At 47.9% G+C, this 549-nt stretch carries 1 pseudogene; it reads right to left on the bottom strand.

The features are described from left to right. A pseudogene (gene mukB / locus R7E38_RS23265) lies at positions 1–549 on the bottom strand (chromosome partition protein MukB); the annotation flags it as partial.

A 549-nucleotide genomic window follows, 5' to 3' on the forward strand; every position in this document is an offset into this window, starting at 1 on the left:
GGTTGTTCAAGAACGCTTTCGCTTCTGACAGTTGCGCAATTTTCTCTTCCAGCTCGTCGAAACGCGCTTGCAGCGTATCGTCTTCAATCAGAGCCATGTTTGGTGCGAGCTTGTCTAACGAAGACAGAGCTTGCTTGCTAGTCTGAAGCTGAGAACGATGTTGTTGTTCTTTCGCTTCCAAATCAGCCAATACACGGGCGATTTGACCACGTTTTTCGCGAACATTTGCCAATGCTTGTTCTGGGTCAGCTTCAAACGCGACTTGAATGTGGTTAGCCACAAACTGGTTGAATGCTTGGTAAAGACGCTGCATCTTTTGTGAATCGAAAGCCGCTTTTGCATGCTTCTCAACCACTTCCTCACGTTCATTGCGCAGTAGCTCTAAACGCTGTTCACGCGCCGCGCGTCCAAACAATGGAATTTCAGGGAAACGAGAGTAACGCATTTGGCGGTCGTTCATACGAACGCATACCGCGCCTTCAAGTTCTTCTGCGTCAAACGAGCTGTCATCAAAGGCATCGATGTCACCTTCAATGATGTACAAATCTT

The sequence above is a fragment of the Vibrio sp. Vb2131 genome, assembly GCF_033338535.1.
GTDB lineage: Bacteria > Pseudomonadota > Gammaproteobacteria > Enterobacterales > Vibrionaceae > Vibrio > Vibrio alginolyticus.